General features: G+C 58.0%; 14 protein-coding genes and 1 pseudogene. 10 read left to right on the top strand and 5 right to left on the bottom strand.

Going from position 1 to position 17,911, the window contains the following annotated elements:
- Window positions 1–173 precede the first annotated feature (173 nt).
- Both MYY08_RS01190 and MYY08_RS01185 read left to right on the top strand, forming a co-directional pair.
- A complete protein-coding gene (locus MYY08_RS01190; RefSeq protein WP_038627169.1) occupies window positions 174–1,670 on the top strand; it encodes a sugar porter family MFS transporter in 1,497 nt (498 codons plus the stop codon).
- A 98-nt stretch (window positions 1,671–1,768) separates the two neighbouring features.
- Complete coding sequence (locus tag MYY08_RS01185; RefSeq protein ID WP_084971472.1) at window positions 1,769–3,361, top strand: ABC-F family ATPase; 1,593 nt, start codon at window positions 1,769–1,771, stop codon at window positions 3,359–3,361.
- Window positions 3,362–3,431: 70 nt separating this feature from the next.
- Here the strand turns inward: MYY08_RS01185 and MYY08_RS01180 are convergent, their stop codons facing one another.
- The 3 genes from MYY08_RS01180 to moeA form a co-directional block, all read right to left on the bottom strand.
- Entirely contained in the window at window positions 3,432–4,991 is a 1,560-nt protein-coding gene (locus tag MYY08_RS01180; RefSeq protein ID WP_159378840.1) for a sensor domain-containing diguanylate cyclase, read from the bottom strand.
- Between the two features lie 102 nt (window positions 4,992–5,093).
- The gene (moeB, locus tag MYY08_RS01175; RefSeq protein WP_288012612.1) at window positions 5,094–5,858 is read right to left on the bottom strand and encodes a molybdopterin-synthase adenylyltransferase MoeB; all 765 of its coding nucleotides are present in this window, start codon (window positions 5,856–5,858) and stop codon (window positions 5,094–5,096) included.
- A gap of 1 nt (window position 5,859) precedes the next feature.
- Complete coding sequence (moeA, locus tag MYY08_RS01170; RefSeq protein WP_084971470.1) at window positions 5,860–7,092, bottom strand: molybdopterin molybdotransferase MoeA; 1,233 nt, start codon at window positions 7,090–7,092, stop codon at window positions 5,860–5,862.
- 240 nt (window positions 7,093–7,332) lie between these two features.
- Between moeA and MYY08_RS01165 the strand changes: the two genes are divergently transcribed.
- The 6 genes from MYY08_RS01165 to MYY08_RS01140 all read left to right on the top strand — a co-directional run bounded on the left by MYY08_RS01165 (window position 7,333) and on the right by MYY08_RS01140 (window position 14,378).
- The gene (locus MYY08_RS01165; protein ID WP_038630069.1) at window positions 7,333–8,286 is read left to right on the top strand and encodes an isoaspartyl peptidase/L-asparaginase family protein; all 954 of its coding nucleotides are present in this window, start codon (window positions 7,333–7,335) and stop codon (window positions 8,284–8,286) included.
- Window positions 8,287–8,295: 9 nt separating this feature from the next.
- Complete coding sequence (gene gsiA / locus MYY08_RS01160; protein WP_038627161.1) at window positions 8,296–10,155, top strand: glutathione ABC transporter ATP-binding protein GsiA; 1,860 nt, start codon at window positions 8,296–8,298, stop codon at window positions 10,153–10,155.
- Between the two features lie 52 nt (window positions 10,156–10,207).
- Window positions 10,208–11,746: a glutathione ABC transporter substrate-binding protein GsiB gene (gene gsiB, locus MYY08_RS01155; RefSeq protein ID WP_288012610.1), complete on the top strand. Its 1,539-nt coding sequence runs from the start codon at window positions 10,208–10,210 to the stop codon at window positions 11,744–11,746.
- A 51-nt stretch (window positions 11,747–11,797) separates the two neighbouring features.
- Complete coding sequence (gene gsiC / locus MYY08_RS01150) at window positions 11,798–12,718, top strand: glutathione ABC transporter permease GsiC (RefSeq protein WP_038627157.1); 921 nt, start codon at window positions 11,798–11,800, stop codon at window positions 12,716–12,718.
- A 9-nt stretch (window positions 12,719–12,727) separates the two neighbouring features.
- Window positions 12,728–13,633 carry a glutathione ABC transporter permease GsiD gene (gene gsiD / locus MYY08_RS01145; protein WP_038627155.1) on the top strand — a complete coding sequence of 302 codons (906 nt, stop codon included), beginning with the start codon at window positions 12,728–12,730 and terminating at the stop codon, window positions 13,631–13,633.
- A gap of 430 nt (window positions 13,634–14,063) precedes the next feature.
- Window positions 14,064–14,378, top strand: a complete 315-nt coding sequence (locus MYY08_RS01140) for a hypothetical protein (RefSeq protein ID WP_038627153.1) — start codon at window positions 14,064–14,066, stop codon at window positions 14,376–14,378.
- On the opposite strand, the gene MYY08_RS01135 is transcribed toward MYY08_RS01140, so the two are convergent.
- Entirely contained in the window at window positions 14,375–15,193 is an 819-nt protein-coding gene (locus MYY08_RS01135) for a DUF4225 domain-containing protein (protein WP_038627151.1), read from the bottom strand. The genes MYY08_RS01140 and MYY08_RS01135 overlap by 4 nt on opposite strands.
- A gap of 652 nt (window positions 15,194–15,845) precedes the next feature.
- On the bottom strand, window positions 15,846–17,153 hold the full coding sequence (gene rimO / locus MYY08_RS01130; RefSeq protein WP_288012606.1) for a 30S ribosomal protein S12 methylthiotransferase RimO: 1,308 nt from the start codon (window positions 17,151–17,153) through the stop codon (window positions 15,846–15,848).
- 42 nt (window positions 17,154–17,195) lie between these two features.
- Here rimO and MYY08_RS01125 point away from each other — a divergent pair, with 42 nt between their 5' ends.
- Entirely contained in the window at window positions 17,196–17,792 is a 597-nt protein-coding gene (locus MYY08_RS01125) for a recombinase family protein (RefSeq protein ID WP_288012604.1), read from the top strand.
- Between the two features lie 33 nt (window positions 17,793–17,825).
- Window positions 17,826–17,911 (top strand): annotated as a pseudogene (locus MYY08_RS01120) (IS1 family transposase); the annotation flags it as partial.

Raw genomic sequence — 17,911 nt, 5'->3', positions numbered from 1 at the left:
GAATAGTGTGACCTGGGTCGGCCTTTAAAAAAAACGTCATGACGCCTGCCACAAAATTCGCATTCCACTATTAATTAAATTGAAAAAAATAATCTATGTTGTGATGTGAAAGGTTTGCGTTGCTTTTACAGGCGCAGACCGGTTTCCTCTTCAAACAGGTTGCTGGAGTTATCATGCCAAAAGAACAATACCTTACGCTAAGCAACGCTTCCGGCCCCAACAGCAACACGCGCACCGAGCCTTTCGTGAAGGTAATTGCGGTGATTGCAACGCTGGGCGGATTGCTGTTTGGTTACGACACCGGCGTTATATCCGGTGCGCTGCTGTTTATGGGCGATGAGCTGCACCTGACGCCGTTTACCACCGGTCTGGTCACCAGCTCGCTGCTGTTCGGCGCCGCCTTTGGCGCGCTGTTGGCCGGTCATTTCGCCTCTGCGGCCGGGCGGAAGAAAATCATCATGGTGCTGGCGGTGATATTCGCTCTCGGCGCGGTCGGCACCGCGCTGGCGCCTGATGTTCACTGGATGGTTTTCTTCCGCGTGGTGCTGGGCGTGGCGGTCGGCGGCGCGGCGGCGACGGTACCGGTCTATATCGCCGAAATCGCGCCGGCCAATAAGCGCGGTCAGCTGGTGACGCTACAGGAACTTATGATTGTTTCCGGGCAGATGCTTGCCTATATCTCCAACGCCACCTTTAACGCGGCGTGGGGCGGGGCGGAGACCTGGCGCTGGATGCTGGCGATCGCCACCGTCCCGGCGGTGCTGCTTTGGTTCGGCATGATGTTTATGCCCGATACGCCGCGCTGGTACGCAATGAAAGGTCGCCTGGCGGAGGCGCGTCGCGTGCTGGAGCGCACCCGCGCCAAAGAAGATGTCGAATGGGAGCTGACCGAAATCGAAGAGACATTGCAGGAGCAGGAGAACCAGGGCAAGCCGCGCCTGCGCGAGCTGAAAAAGCCGTGGCTGTTCCGTCTGTTCCTGATCGGCATCGGCGTGGCGGTGATCCAGCAGCTCACCGGCGTCAACACTATTATGTACTACGCGCCGACGGTGTTGACCAACGTCGGCATGAGCAACAGCGCCGCGCTGTTCGCCACCATCGCTAACGGCGCCATCTCGGTGCTGATGACCTTCTTCGGCATCTGGCTGCTGGGTAAAATCGGCCGTCGCACCATGACCATGCTGGGGCAGTTCGGCTGTACCGCCTGTCTGTTTTTTATCGGCCTGGTCAGCTGGCTGATGCCGGAGACGATTAACGGCCAGCCCGATATGCTGCGTAGCTATATGGTGCTGCTGGGCATGTTGATGTTCCTCTGCTTCCAGCAGGGCGCGCTGTCGCCGGTGACCTGGCTGCTGCTGTCGGAAATCTTCCCGACGCGCCTGCGCGGCATCTTTATGGGCGGCGCAGTGTTCGCCATGTGGATCGCCAACTTCGCCATTTCCCTGATGTTCCCGATGATGCTGGCAACGGTTGGTCTGGCGGGCGCCTTCTTTATCTTCGGGGCGATCGGCATCGGCGGCGCGATTTTCGTCCTCAACTGTATCCCGGAAACGCGCAACCGCAGCCTGGAACAGATAGAACACTATCTGCGCGACTGGCTGTCGCCGGATCGTGAAACGCCGCCGCATCCGGCTCCGATCGGGCAGAAAGCGGGAGAGCACGGCGGTTAACATTTCCGCACCGGGCTGGCGGTATTCGCCAGCCCTTTTTTATGGCACAATGCCCGCCACATGACGTTTATTTCCCCCGGATAAGTAAGGCAATCCCTGTGCTAGTTTCCAGCAACGTTACCATGCAGTTTGGCAGCAAACCGCTGTTTGAAAATATCTCCGTCAAGTTCGGCGGCGGCAATCGCTACGGCCTGATCGGCGCGAACGGCAGCGGTAAATCCACCTTTATGAAAATCCTCGGCGGCGATTTAATGCCAACCGCCGGCAACGTCTCCTGCGATCCGAACGAACGTATCGGTAAGCTGCGTCAGGATCAGTTCGCGTTTGAAAAATTCAGCGTGCTGGACACCGTCATTATGGGACATGACGAACTGTGGCAGGTGAAGCAGGAGCGCGACCGCATCTATGCGCTGCCGGAAATGAGCGAAGAGGATGGCTACAAGGTCGCCGACCTGGAAGTGCAGTATGGCGAAATGGATGGCTACACCGCCGAAGCGCGCGCCGGCGAACTGCTGCTGGGCGTAGGCATTCCTATGGAGCAGCACTACGGCCCGATGAGCGAAATCGCGCCGGGCTGGAAGCTGCGCGTGCTGCTGGCGCAGGCGCTGTTCTCCAACCCCGATATTCTGCTGCTCGATGAACCGACCAACAACCTGGATATCGACACTATCCGCTGGCTGGAGCAGGTGCTGAACGAGCGCGACAGCACCATGATCATCATTTCGCACGACCGTCACTTCCTGAATATGGTCTGCACCCATATGGCGGATCTCGACTACGGCGAGCTGCGCATCTATCCGGGCAACTACGACGAATATATGACCGCCGCCACTCAGGCGCGCGAGCGTCTGCTGGCCGACAACGCCAAGAAAAAGGCGCAGATCGCCGAGCTGCAATCCTTCGTCAGCCGCTTCAGCGCCAACGCCTCCAAGTCCCGTCAGGCGACGTCGCGCGCTAAACAGATTGATAAGATCAAGCTGGACGAGGTAAAAGCCTCCAGCCGTCAGAACCCGTTTATCCGCTTCGAGCAGGATAAGAAACTGTTCCGCAATGCGCTGGAAGTGGAAGCGTTGACCAAAGGCTTCGATAACGGCCCGCTGTTCCGCGACCTGAATCTGATGCTGGAAGTGGGCGAAAAGCTGGCGGTGCTGGGCACCAACGGCGTCGGTAAAACCACGCTGCTGAAAACGCTGGTGGGCGATCTGACGCCGGAAAGCGGCACCGTGAAGTGGTCCGAGAATACGCGCATCGGCTATTACGCGCAGGATCACGCGGAAGATTTCGATAACGATCTGAGCGTCTTCGACTGGATGAGCCAGTGGAAACAGGAAGGCGACGACGAGCAGGCGGTGCGCAGTATTCTGGGCCGTCTGCTGTTCAGCCAGGATGAGATCAAAAAGCCGGCGAAGGTACTGTCGGGCGGTGAAAAAGGGCGCATGCTGTTCGGCAAGCTGATGATGCAGCGTCCCAATATTCTGATTATGGATGAGCCGACCAACCACCTGGATATGGAATCGATCGAATCGCTGAATATGGCGCTGGAAGCCTATCAGGGCACACTGATCTTCGTCTCCCACGACCGTGAATTCGTTAGCTCGCTGGCGACGCGCGTGCTGGAGATCACCCCGGAGAAAACGATCGACTTCAGCGGCAGCTACGAAGATTACCTGCGCAGCAAAGGCGTGCAGTAAGCGCCTGACGCCTTAGCGCCATTCTCTGGCGCTGAAACCGCTCTCTCCAGGGCCGCCTTTTCGGGCGGCCTTATTTTTTCCGCACGATCGAGGGCATATTGCTGACCCACACCTGATTTTTTCCACGCCGTTTGGCCTGATAGAGCGCCGCATCCGCCTGAGCGATCAGCGCGGCAGGCGTGGTGACGGGCAGCACGCGCGGCTGCCAGTGCATGCCAATACTGATGGTCACCACCTTTTCCGGCACGCTGCTTTTCTCATGGGGCAGCGCCAGCGACGCTACCGCGCGTACCGTCTGCAACGCTAACAGATGCGCCTCCGGCTGCGTCTTATCGGCGACGACGATAATAAATTCTTCGCCGCCGTAGCGGGCGACAAAATCTTCGCTGTGCTGCAACTGTTGCTTCAGACAGGCGCCCACCTGACGCAAACATTCGTCGCCTGCCAGGTGGCCGTAGTTATCGTTGTAGGCTTTAAAGGCGTCGATATCGATCAGCATGATGGTCAACGGCGTACGCAGCTTCAGCGCGCGCTCCATCGCGCGCGGCAAAAACCAGTCCAGCTGACGGCGGTTGGCCAGTCCGGTCAGGCCGTCAAGCATCGCCAGACCCTGCAACGTGCGATTCATGCTGGTAAGCTGATCGCGCACGCGCGTGAGCTCCAGCTGGTTGCGCAGGTTCAGCCGGATATGATGCAGAATAATAAAGCCCAGCACGAACAGCAGCGCCAGCAGCACCAGGTTCAACAGCACAAAGCTGATAGAATCGGCGATCCAGTCCTGCCTGATCTGTTGGCGGTCGTAGCCCGCCGTTACCACCAGCGGATAGCTTTTCAGGCTGGCGTAGCCAAAAATACGCGCGCGCCCGTCCACCGCCGCCCGATAGATCGCCGCGCCGCTGGCGGTGTTTTTCAACAGGTCGGTAAACAGCGGGCTTAAAGAGATGTTTTGGTTGATCAACGCATCGCTGTAAGGACGAATATAGAGCAGATGTCCATCCGCCTTCATTAACGCCATCAGATCGCGCTCGCCCAGATTGTAGTAATCGTATACCTGACGAAAATAGTCGAGGCGGATACCGGCCATCACCACGCCGCGAAAACGGCCATCGGGATAGTTGAGACGGGCGGAGACGGGGATAATCATATGGCCGTTGATGCGGCTGCGGATCACATCGCCGATGTGCAGCTGGCTTTCGGCAGAGTCGCGGTGAAAGCGGAAATATTCCCGGTCGGCGTTATTGCTGTTCAGCGGCAGCGCGCTATCGGAGGCGACCATTGGCTGGCCCTCCTCATTGTAAATCACGATGTTATCCAGCGGCGGCAGCGCCGCCTTGCGCGTATGCAGCAGCTGGCGCAGATAGTCGAGCTGCGACGCAATGCCGTTGTCATCGATGCGGTCGCGGATGTCGCGTAGCGTTAGATCGATCTGGAGAAAGGTATCTTCCGCCTGACGTGAAAGGGAAACCGATAAGTTGCGTGCGTTTTCTTCCGTAATGTGCAACGTGCGCTGCCAGCTGTTCCACAGCGTCCAGCTGTCAATAGCGATGACCGCGCTGCTGATGACGAATAGAAACACCAGCATCATCTGGCGCAGCACGGGTTTTGACGCGCCGTCGCTCTCTGCGTTCATTACGTGCGCTTGCTTCTTTTTTCCATTATCCATGCTTCAAATATAACCAGGGAAAGGAAAAGCTGCTGAGTAACAAGCGCAACAGAGGCGGGCGGCGTCGTTTCAGGGCTGGCCGTGGCCGCATACTTCGCAGGCGGGATCTTTCGCCACCTTCATTTCACGAAACTGCAACGTCATCGCATCGTACATCAGCAGTTTGCCAGCGACCGGCGCCCCGTAGCGCGTCAGCAGACGGATCGCCTCCATCGCCTGCAACGCGCCGATCACGCCCACCAGCGGCGCCATCACGCCCGCTTCCACGCAGCTAAGGGCTTCGCCGCCGAACAGTCGGCTGAGGCAGCGGTAGCAGGGCTGATTTTCATCCTGCCAGCTGAAGACGCTGATCTGGCCTTCCATGCGGATCGCCGCGCCGGAGACCAGCGGCACGCGGTGCTGATGGCAGAGCCGGTTCAGCTGTTCGCGCGTCGTCACGTTGTCGCTGCAATCCAGCACCACCTGATGCTGCGCGATCAGCGCCGCCAGATCGTCATCCTCCAGCCGGGCGTTAACCGCGCGCAGCTGAATCAGCGGATTGATTTGCGTCAGCCGTCGGCGCGCCGATTCCACCTTCGGCGCGCCGATCTCCGCGTCGCTGTGCAGCACCTGACGTTGCAGGTTGGAGCGCGACACCACGTCAAAATCGAGCAGGGTCAGCGTGCCGACGCCGGCCGATGCCAGATAAGGGCTGGCGGCGCAGCCCAGCCCGCCCAGGCCCACCACCAGCGCGCTGGCGGCTTTCAGCTGTTCCTGGCCCTCAAAATCGAAACCGCGCAGCACGATCTGGCGGTTATAGCGCAGGGTCTCTTCGTCAGTCAGCTCAGGCAGCATCTCAGCCTCCCAGCAGAGCATTGAAAGGTTCGATCTCCACCCATTCGCCCGGCTCCACGCTGCCGCGATCGCGCTCCAGCACGATAAAACAGTTGGCCTGGCTGAAAGAGCTGAAAACATGGGAGCCCTGATGCCCGGTGCTGGCGACCTGCAGTTCGCCATCTTCGCCGCGACTCACCACGCCGCGCTGGAAATCGAGGCGCCCCGGCGACTTTTTCAGACGGGTGACGGCGCGCGCGCGCTGACGCGGCGGCAGCGCAGAGCCTTGCAGTCCGCTCAGCTTCGCCAGCAGCGGTTGCACCAGCTGATAGAAGGTGACGGCGGCGGAAACCGGATTGCCCGGCAGCCCGCAGAACCAGCTTTTGCTCAGGCGGCCGAAGGCGAACGGCTTGCCGGGTTTGATTGCCAGCTTCCAGAAGGTGATTTCTCCCAGCTCGTCCAGCATCGCTTTGGTATAGTCCGCCTCGCCAACCGAGACGCCGCCGCTGCTGATCACCAGGTCCGCCTCTTTGTCGGCGCGCACAAAGGCGGCGCGCAGCGCGTCGGGATCGTCGCGGATAATGCCGAGGTCGATCACCTCGCAGCCGAGCGCGTCAAGCATCAGGCGCACGGTAAAGCGGTTAGTGTCGTAAATCTGACCCGCCGCCAGCGGTTCGCCGACCGGCTGTAGTTCATCGCCGGTGGAGAAAATCGCCACGCGCAGCCGACGCAGCACCTCGACCTCGCCGATGCCCAGCGAGGCGATCAGCGGCAGTTCCGCCGCGCCCAGCCGCACGCCCGCCGCCAGCACGCTATCGCCCTGACGAATATCTTCACCGGCGCGACGAATGTTCTGTCCCGCCTTCACCCCGGCGGTAAAGCGAACGCGGTCGCCTTCCGGCACGGTCTCTTCCTGCATCACCACCGCTTCAGCGCCCGCGGGCACCGGCGCGCCGGTCATAATGCGAATGCAGCTGCCTGCGGGCCAGTCGCCGTTAAAGGGCGCGCCGGCGAAAGCTTTCCCGGCGACCGGCAGCGCGTCGCCGTTGAGATCGCTCAGGCGCACGGCATAACCATCCATCGCCGAGTTATCGAACGGCGGCACGTTGAGCGGCGACACTACCGGCGCGGCGGTGATGCGGCCTGCGGCGGTATAAATTGAAAGACGTTCGCTGTCGGTCAGCGGCGTCAGCTGCGCCAGCATTTTTTGCCGGGCGTCTTCAAGGGAGATAAGTCCCGCAGTAAAACTTTCCATTTGGCCTCCGGCCAGAAATGACGGATGGCGCCTATTATGGCGCGAAACGGCCCAACGATCATCCTGTCCGCGTGTGGGTTAAGTTTGGTTATGAGATATAACGCTTTGTTATTAAAGCGTGCCGGGCTTTCTGCTTTACATCGTCTTCATGGCTACCTATAGTCAAAATTTGCCGAAAAATCATAACATCACATCATCTCAGCCGTTTCCGGCGGATTCAGAACACAGGGTAAACGCATGATGGGCAGAGCAGCTATTGCCATTCACGGCGGCGCGGGAGCGATTGCACGCGCAGCGCTGAGCGCCGGGCAGGAACAACGCTATTTGGAGGCGTTAAGCAACATTGTCGCCAGCGGACAGGCGATCCTCGCGGCGGGCGGCAGCGCGCTGGATGCCGTGACGGAGGCGGTGCGTCTGCTGGAAGAGTGCCCGCTGTTCAACGCCGGGAAAGGCAGCGTCTTTACCCACAACGGCACGCACGAACTCGACGCCTGCATTATGGATGGCCGCACGCAGAACGCGGGCGCAGTCGCAGGCGTGGCGCGCATTCGCAACCCGGTGCTGGCGGCGCGCGCGGTGCTGGAAAACAGCCCGCACGTTTTACTGAGCGGCGCGGGCGCGGAACAGTTCGCCCTTGAACAGGGGCTGGAGCAGGTGGCGCCCGATTTCTTCTCGACCGACGAGCGCTGGCAGCAGCTACAGCGCGCGCTGGCGTCGCAGCAGACGCTGCTGGATCACGACGGCGCGGCGCAAGCGGCCCCGCTCGACGCCGACCGCAAGCTGGGCACCGTCGGCGCCGTAGCGTGCGACGGCGAAGGCAACCTTGCCGCCGCCACCTCGACCGGCGGCATGACCAATAAGCGGCCAGGGCGCGTAGGCGATTCGCCCCTGCCGGGCGCCGGCTGCTTTAGCAACAGGCGGGTGGCGGTCTCCTGCACCGGCACTGGCGAAGTCTTTATTCGCACCCTGGCCGCCTATGACGTCGCCGCGCTGATGGAATACAGCGGCTACAGTCTGCGCCAGGCATGCGCGCACGTGATTCACGATAAAATCCCCACGCTGGAGGGCAGCGGCGGCCTGATCGCCATCGACGCCGACGGCAATATCGCCATGCCGTTCAACACCGAAGGCATGTATCGCGGCTACGGCTATGCGGGCGAAAGTCCGGTAGTGGATATCTGGCGGACACGCTAAGGAGCCGCCATGACAGAACCTTCTTCCCCCTTCATGCTGGCGGACGACAGCGTACTGGCGGTGCGCGATCTCAGCGTCAGCTTCACGCAGCAGGGCCAGGTGACCCAGGCGGTGCGCCAGCTCTCGCTGGAGGTGCGGCGCGGCGAAACCCTGGCGCTGGTTGGCGAATCGGGCTCCGGGAAATCAGTGACTTCGCTGGCGCTGATGCGCCTGATCGAACAGAGCGGCGGGCGCCTGGAGAGCGGCGAGCTGTGGCTACGGCGGCGCGATAATTCCGTCGTCGATCTGGCGCGGCTGCGGCAGTCGCAGATGCGCGCCATTCGCGGCGCTGATATGGCAATGATTTTTCAGGAGCCGATGACTTCGCTGAATCCGGTGTTTCCGGTCGGCGAACAGATCGCCGAGTCGGTGCGGCTGCATCAGGGCAAAAGCCACCAGCAGGCGCTGGCGGAGGCGCGGCGGATGCTCGATCTGGTGCGCATCCCCGAAGCGCAAAACGTCATGACCCGCTTTCCCCATCAGCTTTCCGGCGGCATGCGCCAGCGCGTGATGATCGCCATGGCGCTCTCATGCCGCCCGGCGCTGCTGATCGCCGACGAGCCGACCACGGCGCTGGACGTCACCATTCAGGCGCAGATCCTTCAACTGATCCGCGTGCTGCAAAAAGAGATGGAAATGGGGGTGATTTTTATCACTCACGATATGGGCGTGGTGGCGGAGATGGCGGATCGCGTTCAGGTGATGTACCGCGGCGAGGTGGTGGAAAGCAACGACACCGCCGCGCTGTTCAGCGCGCCGCAGCAGCCTTATACGCGCGCGCTGTTGGCGGCGGTGCCGCGCCTCGGCGCGATGCATGGTCAGCCGCTGCCGCGCAAGTTTCCGCTGCCGGGCGAACAGGAGAGCCGGGAAATGCTGCCCGATACGGTGCGGCGCGAGGAACAGCCCATTTTGCAGGTGCGCGACCTGGTAACCCGTTTCGATATTCGCGCCGGCCTGCTGAACCGCGTGAAGTGGCGGGTGCATGCGGTGGAGAAGGTCAGCTTCGATCTGCATGCGGGCGAGACCCTGGCGCTGGTGGGAGAGTCGGGCTGCGGCAAGTCGACCACCGGCCGCTCGCTGTTGCGTCTGGTGGAAAGCCAGGGCGGCAGCATTACCTTTAACGGCCAGCGCATTGATCGCCTGCGGCCGCATCAGCTGTCGCACCTGCGCCGCGATATCCAGTTTATCTTTCAGGACCCGTACGCCTCGCTCGATCCGCGTCTTACCGTCGGCTTTTCGATTATGGAGCCGCTGCTGATTCATAAGGTGATGTCGCGCGCCGAAGCGGAAAAGCGCGTCGCCTGGCTGCTGGAAAAGGTGGGCTTGCTGCCGGAACACGCCCGTCGCTATCCGCACGAGTTTTCCGGCGGACAGCGGCAGCGTATCTGCATTGCCCGCGCGCTGGCGCTCAACCCGAAAGTGGTGATCGCCGATGAATCGGTGTCGGCGCTGGATGTCTCGATACAGGCGCAGATCGTTAATCTGATGCTCGATTTACAGCGTGAATTCGGCATCGCGTTTCTGTTTATTTCGCACGATATGGCGGTAGTGGAGCGCATCAGCCATCGCGTGGCGGTGATGTATCTCGGACAGATTGTGGAGATCGGCCCGCGGCAGGCGGTGTTTGAAAATCCGCAGCATCCCTATACCCGCAAGCTGATGGCGGCGGTGCCGGTAGCCGATCCGGGACACCGACGCCGCGAACGCGCGCTGCTGGTGGATGAGCTGCCCAGCCCGCTGCGCGCGCCAGGTGACGAGCCTGCCGTCGCGCCGTTAATCAAAGTAGGCGATGGGCACTACGTCGCCCGTCACACCATCAGCGGCGCCTGAGCGGGCCCGGCTTTTGCATAACTCAGACAGGGACTACAGGAGAATAAGCATTATGACAATTCAGACATCACGCAAATGGCTGTTGACGGCCGGCCTGCTCGGCGCCGTCGCCGCCGCGCCCGCCTGGGCGGCGAAGGATGCGGTTATCGCCGTCGGCTCCAACTTCACCACCCTCGATCCGTACGACGCCAACGACACGCTGTCGCAGGCGGTGGCGAAATCTTTTTATCAGGGGCTGTTCGGCTTCGATAAAGATATGAAGCTGGTGAACGTGCTGGCGGAAAGCTATCAGGCCAGCCCGGACGGCCTGACCTGGACTATCAAGCTGCGCTCCGGCATTAAGTTCCAGGACGGCACCGACTTCAACGCCGAAGCGGTGAAGGTCAACCTCGACCGCGCCAGCGACGAGGATAACCACCTTAAGCGCTACAACCTGTTTAAGCATATCGCCACCACCGAGGTGATTGATCCCACCACGGTGAAAATCACTCTGAAGCAGCCGTTCTCCGCCTTTATCAATATTCTGGCGCACCCGGCGGCGGCGATGATCTCGCCGACGGCGCTGAAAAAATATGGCAAAGAGATCGGCTTCCATCCGGTCGGCACCGGGCCGTATGAGTTTGTCACCTGGAATCAGACCGATTTTGTGAAGGTGAAGAAGTGGGATGGCTACTGGAAAAAAGGCTATCCGAAGCTGGATTCCATCACCTGGCGTCCGATTGTCGACAACAACACCCGCGCGGCGATGCTGCAAACCGGCGAGGCTAACTTCGCCTTCCCGGTTCCCTACGAGCAGGCGAAGCGGCTGGAGCAAAACGGCAAGCTGGATTTGGTCAGTTCGCCCTCGATCATGCAGCGTTATATCAGCCTGAACGTGACGCAGAAGCCGTTTGATAACCCGAAAGTACGTGAGGCGATCAACTACGCCATTAACCGTCAGGCGCTGACTAAGGTCGCTTTTGCCGGTTACGCCACTCCGGCGACCGGCATTGTGCCGCCGTCGATTGAGTATGCGCAGAGCTATCCGGCGTTTGAATACAACCCGGCGAAGGCGCGCGAGCTGCTGAAAGAGGCGGGTTACCCCAACGGTTTCAGCACGACGCTCTGGTCTTCTCATAACCACAGCACCGCGCAGAAAGTGTTGCAGTTTACCCAGCAGCAACTGGCGCAGGTCGGCATCAAGGTGAAAGTCACCGCGATGGACGCCGGACAACGCGCGGCTGAAGTCGAAGGCAAAGGGCAGAAAGAGAGCGGCGTGCGCATGTTCTACACCGGCTGGTCCGCCTCCACCGGCGAAGCGGACTGGGCGCTGACGCCGCTGTTCGCCACTTCATCCTGGCCGCCGACCATCTTTAACACCGCGTTCTACAGCAATGAGCAGGTGGATAAAGATCTCAGCGACGCGCTGAAAACCACCGATAAGGCGAAAAAGGCGCAGCTGTATAAAGATGCGCAGGATCGCATCTGGAACGATCGCCCGTGGGTGCCGCTGGTGGTAGAGAAGTTGGTCTCAGCGAACACCAAATCGCTTACCGGGTTCTACGTGATGCCGGATACCTCATTTAACTTTGATGAAGCCGATCTGAAGTAATGTTCGCAGACGCCGGTTATACCGGCCGGCGTCTGCGGCGCAGGGAAACGCATGCTGAACTATTTCCTTAAACGCCTGCTGGGCCTGATTCCAACGCTGCTGATTGTGGCGGTACTGGTCTTTCTGTTTGTGCATCTGCTGCCGGGCGATCCGGCGCGGCTGGTGGCCGGGCCGGAAGCGGATGCGACGGTAGTCAATCTGGTGCGCCAGGAGCTGGGGCTGGATCAACCGCTGCCGCAGCAGTTCTGGCACTTTATGATTAACGCGCTGCAGGGCGATTTCGGCACTTCGATGGTCTCGAAACGGCCGGTATCGCAGGAGATCGCCTCGCGCTTTATGCCAACCTTTTGGCTGACGCTGACCAGCATGATCTGGTCAGTGATTTTCGGTATGGCGATCGGCATCGTCTCCGCCGTCTGGCGCAACCGCTGGCCGGATCGCATCGGCATGACGCTGGCGGTCTCCGGCATCTCTTTTCCCGCCTTCGCGCTGGGCATGCTGCTGATGCAGGTCTTCTCCGTCGAGCTGGGCTGGCTGCCGACCGTCGGCGCCGACAGCTGGCGGCACTATATCCTGCCGTCGGTGACGCTGGGCGCGGCGGTGGCGTCGATTATGGCGCGCTTCTCCCGCGCCTCTTTCGTCGAGGTGATGCAGGAGGACTACATGCGCACCGCGCGCGCGAAGGGCGTGCGCGAATCGCGGGTGTTAGTGAAACATGGCTTGCGCAACGCCATGATTCCGGTGGTCACCATGATGGGGTTGCAGTTTGGCTTTCTGCTGGGCGGCTCGATTGTGGTGGAAGTGGTGTTTAACTGGCCAGGGCTGGGACGCCTGCTGGTGGATTCGGTGGAGATGCGCGACTATCCGGTGATTCAGGCGGAGGTGCTGCTGTTTTCGCTGGAGTTTATTTTGATCAACCTGATTGTGGACATGCTGTATGCCGCTATCAATCCCGCCATACGCTACAAATAAGGAGCTGCGATGAACAACTGGCGACGTGAAGCGGCTTTGAAGGCAATGCCTCTGCAACGCAACGACGGAGTGCGCACGCCGTGGCGCGAGTTCTGGCGGCGCTTTCGTCGTCAGCATGTGGCGCTGGTGGCGGGCGTATTTGTGCTGGCGCTGATTGTGCTGGCGATTATCGCCCCGTGGGTGGCGCCGTTCGATGCAGAGAACTATTTCGACTACGACCGGCTCACCGAAGGGCCGTCCGCCATGCACTGGTTCGGCGTCGATTCGCTGGGGCGCGATATCTTCAGCCGCGTGCTGGTCGGCACGCGCATTTCGCTGCTGGCGGGCTTCTTTTCCGTGGCGATCGGCACGGTGATCGGCACCGCGCTCGGCCTGCTGGCGGGCTACTACGAAGGCTGGTGGGATCGCATCATTATGCGCATCTGCGACGTATTGTTCGCTTTTCCCGGCATTCTGCTGGCGATTGCGGTGGTGGCGATCATGGGCAGCGGCATGTCCAACGTGATTGTCGCGGTGGCGATTTTCAGCGTGCCCGCTTTCGCCCGTCTGGTGCGCGGCAATACGCTGGTGTTAAAGCATCAGACTTTTATCGAATCGGCGCGCAGCATCGGCGCTTCGGACTGGACGATTATTGTGCGCCATATCTTGCCCGGTACGGTATCGTCGATCGTGGTCTATTTCACTATGCGCATCGGCACGTCGATCATTACCGCCGCCAGCCTCTCTTTCCTTGGACTTGGCGCGCAGCCGCCGACGCCGGAGTGGGGCGCGATGCTGAACGAGGCGCGGGCGGATATGGTGATGGCGCCGCACGTGGCGATCTTCCCCAGCCTGGCGATTTTCCTGACAGTGCTGGCGTTCAACCTGCTGGGCGACGGCCTGCGCGACGCGCTCGATCCGAAGCTGAAGAGTTGATATCTGTAAAGACAGAGCCCCGTATAACGGGGCTGTTTTTCGCTGGTGGGACAAGTGTGCTTCCGCATGCGGTCGACTGGAAACTGTTCAGGTAAGGTGTTTTAATCATTTGGGATGTTTAAGGAAAGGATCCGATGACAGGGCTTTGCAGGGAAAGCACAGGCTGATTTGTTTGGGGCAGGTGATGGTTAATTAGGGATGAAAGAATGACAACAAGTGAATAATTGCTTTTAAAGTCGGGCTTCAGTCAAAAAGAAGTACAAAAGCTCAAGAACAATATTGAAAATCACGGCGGTTCCGGCATAGAGCCCCTTAATGTTATCTATTTTTACGTCTAAAGTTCTACCTGTTACGATACAGTTTACCTGCGCCTTTCATGTATACTCGTCGTGTAGTTTTTTAAATTTTAAGGATGAAAGGCGGGAGTGCTATGAAAGTGAGTGAGGCAGACCTGTTGAGAGCAGGTTTTAGCAACGCTGATATTCTAAAAATTAAAAACAACACCAAGAGCTACGGTGGCTCACTGGCTGAAGCCATACAGGATCTGGCCAACCGCTTCATTTTAGCAAGTAGTGTTGTATTTTGCTGTTTACTCGTTTGGGGATTGTTAATTGCTTTCGGTTCAGACGAACACGTATTTACTGGCTCAATAGGTCTACTTTGTGGTATTGCGGTTGCTGTATTCATACAACCGCCTGGGCTCGCCTATAAATCATGGCGCTATCGAAGAATGGTGCGGAGTTAATCGTTAGTGTTATCGGTTGTCAGCAGATCAAAGATGACTTTAGCTTTTACGCCATAACCCACAATTTTCATTGTCAGTTTTGGTCTGCTCATGGTGTCCACCTTTCTATAAAAGTCACGCGGAAGCCATCTGAATAAACGCCAGGTACCAGGTTTTCTCGCAAGCCCAAATATACTGTAGGCACTGGCGCTTAACGTGGCCGCATTATAGAAAGCCAATCCCGATTTTGGTTTGAAACCCATATACTGTGCGATTTCCATAGCCCCATCTGCAAATATCCCTTCAGACTTATACTGATCGCCGTAACGAAGGCGAGCTGCCTCCTTTGTTATTCCATTAACACCGTCGACAAAGAGTACGGCGCCGGCGAGTACGCCTACTGGCGTCATTGATGACATCATGATCATTCCGCCGAACAGCGCGGCGCCTGAAACGACAACATGGACAGCGGAAATAACATACCCAACGATTTTGTTATTCTCTCGGACAAATTCTACCTTTGCGTAAACCTTCGCTGCCTTCATGCGTAGCATTCTGTCCTGTTCCTGAAGGTTTTCCGTTTCTATCCTCAAATTTTTAATACATGCCATGCACTCTTCGTCTGATTTTGCTCGTCGAGCGGAGGTAAACTGTTGATCAATAAATCCTTTAATTTCCTCGATGAACTTTATCCTGGTGATACTATCTGTGAGATGGAACGCTGATATTGTATTCGCTGTATTGATCAGTTTTCGGGCTTCAAGATTAACCATGGTTTCCGCCCAGGCTTTATTCCTGCCGCCTGAGCGCATCATATTAAGCAACGCTGCATCCATACTTATTCTCCTGTCTATTATATAGCCGATAATACCCTTTTATTTTTAGCTGTAAACCGCCCATTCAGCCGTAAACAGCTGGATAACTTCCAGGAAGTATATAAGTGCTTTTAAGTGTGATCTGTCACGCAGCTCCCTGTACTCGCCCCGGAGAGTCAAAATTCGCATCGCTGCGCTGACACAGGGAGATCCATGTACCGAGGCCAACGCGACATATTCATGCTCGATAGACAGTCGGAAATCTGTTTTCTGACTGAGGTAAAAATGAGCCTATTTAACCATCGTAACGATCCCGCCCGAATGGACAGGCAAAGGAACACCGGCACGCGCCAAACTATCTGACGCTCAAAAACGAGTAGATCAGTGCTAATAAATCCGTACCCGGTTCCGGCAGGTTTTGGCTGGTGAGCATGAGCGAAGCGCCACGGACCAGTGCAGTGGCAACATCAATAAGTGCATTGCGGCGATACGAGTCGGCGCTAAAGCGTAGCGGAGAAGCTTCTGACATAATGAGGGAACGGCATAGAAGCGATCGCCTTAATTGTTGGCACAATCAGGAGATCATATTTTTCTATGCCCGTCCTTTATTACCCGCCCATTACTGGCGATCCCTCAGCGCCGGGACGGGCTTTTTTACTGTCGGGCTAATCGGTCAGACCTTGCTGCCCCACAGATCGTATTCGTCGGCATGTTCGACTTTTACTCGCACCACATCGCCTGCTTTCAGCTGCGTTTCGCCGTTAAGGTAGACTGCGCCGTCGATTTCCGGCGCGTCAGCCATACTGCGGCCGATGGCGCCTTCTTCATCCACCTCGTCGATCATCACCAGAATCTCGCGGCCCACTTTTTCCTGCAGGCGTTCGCTGGAAATGCGCTGCTGCAATTGCATAAAGCGATCGTAACGCTCCTGCTTCACCGACTCCGGCACCTGATCCGGCAACTGGTTGGCGGTCGCGCCTTCCACCGGGCTGTACTGGAAGCAACCGACGCGATCCAGACGCGCCTCTTGCAGGAAGTCGAGCAGCATCTGGAAATCTTCTTCCGTTTCGCCGGGAAAGCCGACGATAAAGGTCGAGCGCAGGGTGATTTCCGGGCAGATTTCACGCCAGCGCTTGATGCGCTCCAGCGTGCGCTCAACCGCCCCAGGCCGCTTCATCAGCTTCAGGATGCGAGGGCTGGCGTGCTGTAACGGAATATCGAGGTAGGGCAGGATTTTGCCTTCCGCCATCAGCGGAATAACCTCGTCCACGTGCGGATAAGGGTAGACGTAGTGCAAACGCACCCAGACGCCCAGTTTCGCCAGCTGTTCGCACAGGCTGACCATGCTGGTTTTCACCGGCGAGCCGTTCCAGAAGCCGGTGCGGTGTTTCACATCTACGCCGTAGGCGGAGGTATCCTGCGAGATCACCAGCAACTCTTTTACTCCGGCGGAAACCAAACGCTTCGCCTCATCCAGCACCTCGCCGATCGGACGGCTGTCGAGATCGCCGCGCATCGACGGAATGATGCAGAAGGTACAGCGGTGGTTGCAGCCTTCGGAAATTTTCAGGTAAGCGTAGTGGCGCGGCGTCAGCTTCACGCCTTGTTCCGGCACCAGGCTCAGGAACGGATTGTGCTGCGGCTTCGGCGCGTAGCGATGAACGTGTGACAGCACCTGCTCATAGCTGTGTGGGCCGGTAATCTCCAGCACTTTCGGATGCACTTCGCGGATCTGATCCTCTTTGGCGCCGAGGCAGCCGGTGACGATCACTTTACCGTTGCTGTTCAGCGCTTCGCCGATCGCTTCCAGCGACTCCTGCACCGCGCTGTCGATAAAGCCGCAGGTGTTGACGATGACCACGTCTGCATCATCGTAGCGCGGCACGACTTCATAACCTTCAGTGCGCAGTTCTGTCAAAATGCGCTCGGAATCCACCAGGTTTTTCGGGCAGCCTAATGATAAAAAACCAATCTTAGCCATTTTTTTGTACTATTGAGTTATTGATAGCCGGGGATTATACAGATGCCACAACTATTCAGCTATATCAGGTGGTCAAGCAGCCGCCAGGATCAGGGTACGACAAAAACCAGGCAACTTAGCTCAGCTAAAGCCTTTGCCAAAAAACATAATCTTGAAATGAGTGAGATTTATGAGAAAGGAGTGAGTGCTTACCGTGGTAAACATGCTGATGCAAAGCAGGGAGGAAAGCTGGGCCTGTTCCTCAAAGCGGTGGAAGAAGGAGTTATACCCTCTGATTCTTGGCTCTATGTAGAGAATTTAGACAGAATTCATAGAGGTAATATAGACGAAGCACTTGAATTATTTATCAAAATCCTGCGTCTGGGATTGACGATTGTTACTGGAATGGATGAGCGTATCTACACACGCGAATCGATACGAAAAAATTACACGGATCTTATCATTTCGATCACGTTATTCTCTCGTTCCAATGAGGAATCGAATACAAAAAGAGATAGGGTGTTAAGTAATGTTGAAGAGTTGATCAAACTTCAAAAGAAAGGAAAAGGGGTTAATATCAAAGCTGTTGGTCGCCATGTTTTTTGGGTTGATGACACCGGTTCCTCTTACGAAGCCGTGGTGATGCTGCCAACTTACTGATTTAGTGTATGATGGTGTTTTTGAGGTGCTCCAGTGGCTTCTGTTTCTATCACCTGTCCTCCTGTTCAGCTACTGACGGGGTGGTGCGTAACGGCAAAAGCACTGCCGGACATCAGCGC

This window comes from Mixta sp., from assembly GCF_024610815.1.
GTDB classification, from domain to species: domain Bacteria; phylum Pseudomonadota; class Gammaproteobacteria; order Enterobacterales; family Enterobacteriaceae; genus Mixta; species Mixta calida.
The sequence above is the reverse complement of the archived record's forward strand: the minus strand, read 5'-3'. Positions and strand labels throughout refer to the sequence as shown.

What these genes read in the sequence shown, in the direction of transcription:
- MYY08_RS01140 (WP_038627153.1), top strand. Translation starts at nt 14,064, where the DNA reads ATGAAAGTGAGTGAGGCAGACCTGTTGAGAGCAGGTTTTAGCAACGCT.
- gsiC (WP_038627157.1), top strand. Translation starts at nt 11,798, where the DNA reads ATGCTGAACTATTTCCTTAAACGCCTGCTGGGCCTGATTCCAACGCTG.
- gsiD (WP_038627155.1), top strand. Translation starts at nt 12,728, where the DNA reads ATGAACAACTGGCGACGTGAAGCGGCTTTGAAGGCAATGCCTCTGCAA.
- MYY08_RS01180 (WP_159378840.1), bottom strand. Translation starts at nt 4,991, where the DNA reads ATGAACGCAGAGAGCGACGGCGCGTCAAAACCCGTGCTGCGCCAGATG.
- rimO (WP_288012606.1), bottom strand. Translation starts at nt 17,153, where the DNA reads ATGGCTAAGATTGGTTTTTTATCATTAGGCTGCCCGAAAAACCTGGTG.
- moeB (WP_288012612.1), bottom strand. Translation starts at nt 5,858, where the DNA reads ATGCTGCCTGAGCTGACTGACGAAGAGACCCTGCGCTATAACCGCCAG.
- moeA (WP_084971470.1), bottom strand. Translation starts at nt 7,092, where the DNA reads ATGGAAAGTTTTACTGCGGGACTTATCTCCCTTGAAGACGCCCGGCAA.
- MYY08_RS01125 (WP_288012604.1), top strand. Translation starts at nt 17,196, where the DNA reads ATGCCACAACTATTCAGCTATATCAGGTGGTCAAGCAGCCGCCAGGAT.
- MYY08_RS01165 (WP_038630069.1), top strand. Translation starts at nt 7,333, where the DNA reads ATGGGCAGAGCAGCTATTGCCATTCACGGCGGCGCGGGAGCGATTGCA.
- MYY08_RS01190 (WP_038627169.1), top strand. Translation starts at nt 174, where the DNA reads ATGCCAAAAGAACAATACCTTACGCTAAGCAACGCTTCCGGCCCCAAC.
- gsiB (WP_288012610.1), top strand. Translation starts at nt 10,208, where the DNA reads ATGACAATTCAGACATCACGCAAATGGCTGTTGACGGCCGGCCTGCTC.
- MYY08_RS01135 (WP_038627151.1), bottom strand. Translation starts at nt 15,193, where the DNA reads ATGGATGCAGCGTTGCTTAATATGATGCGCTCAGGCGGCAGGAATAAA.
- gsiA (WP_038627161.1), top strand. Translation starts at nt 8,296, where the DNA reads ATGACAGAACCTTCTTCCCCCTTCATGCTGGCGGACGACAGCGTACTG.